Genomic DNA, 758 nt, shown 5'->3' with positions numbered 1-758 from the left:
TAGCGCAAGGCCCGAAGGTCCCCTGCTTTCTCCCGTAGGACGTATGCGGTATTAGCGTTCCTTTCGAAACGTTGTCCCCCACTACCAGGCAGATTCCTAGGCATTACTCACCCGTCCGCCGCTGAATTCAGGAGCAAGCTCCCTTCATCCGCTCGACTTGCATGTGTTAGGCCTGCCGCCAGCGTTCAATCTGAGCCATGATCAAACTCTTCAGTTCAAACATCTTTGGGTTTTGAGAAAACCCTAAACTTGGCTCAGCAATCGTTGGTTACATCTTTGATTTCTCGCGGAGTAACTTGTGATGCTGATAATCTTGTTGACTATCAGTCTGACTCCACAAGCACCCACACGAATTGCTTGATTCAGTTGTTAAAGAGCGGTTGGTTAAGATCTTTCGTCTCAACCGAGGCGCGCATTCTACAGCAGCCTCATTTGCTGTCAAGTGATTATTTTCAGAAGCTTTCGAAGATTTCTTCAACAACTTCAACCACTTGCGCTTCCGATCTCTCGTTAGCGGGAGGCGAATTCTACAGCGTTACACGCTGCTGTCAACACCTCTTTTTCTCCGCTTTCGACCGAGAAGATCGAACCGTTGAAAGCACCAGAAAAACCGGCATTTCCAACTCATTCCAGGCTTCGATGAACTGAAGCGATCCACTATCGAAACCTACTTAACTCATTGAATCTCAAGGAGTTTTCCGTTTCGACTGCGCCGGAAGTGGGGCGAATTATAGAGACTCAGAATCTGCCGTCAACCC

At 48.4% G+C, this 758-nt stretch carries 1 rRNA gene; it reads right to left on the bottom strand.

The annotated features are described in order from the left end of the window. Positions 1–217: ribosomal RNA gene (locus tag L6D74_RS29850) — 16S ribosomal RNA — on the bottom strand; the annotation flags it as partial. Between the last annotated feature and the right edge of the window lie 541 nt (positions 218–758).

Origin of the sequence: Pseudomonas pharyngis, from assembly GCF_021602345.1 — a bacterium.
In the GTDB taxonomy this organism is placed as follows: Bacteria; Pseudomonadota; Gammaproteobacteria; order Pseudomonadales; family Pseudomonadaceae; genus Aquipseudomonas; species Aquipseudomonas pharyngis.
The sequence above is the reverse complement of the archived record's forward strand: the minus strand, read 5'-3'. Positions and strand labels throughout refer to the sequence as shown.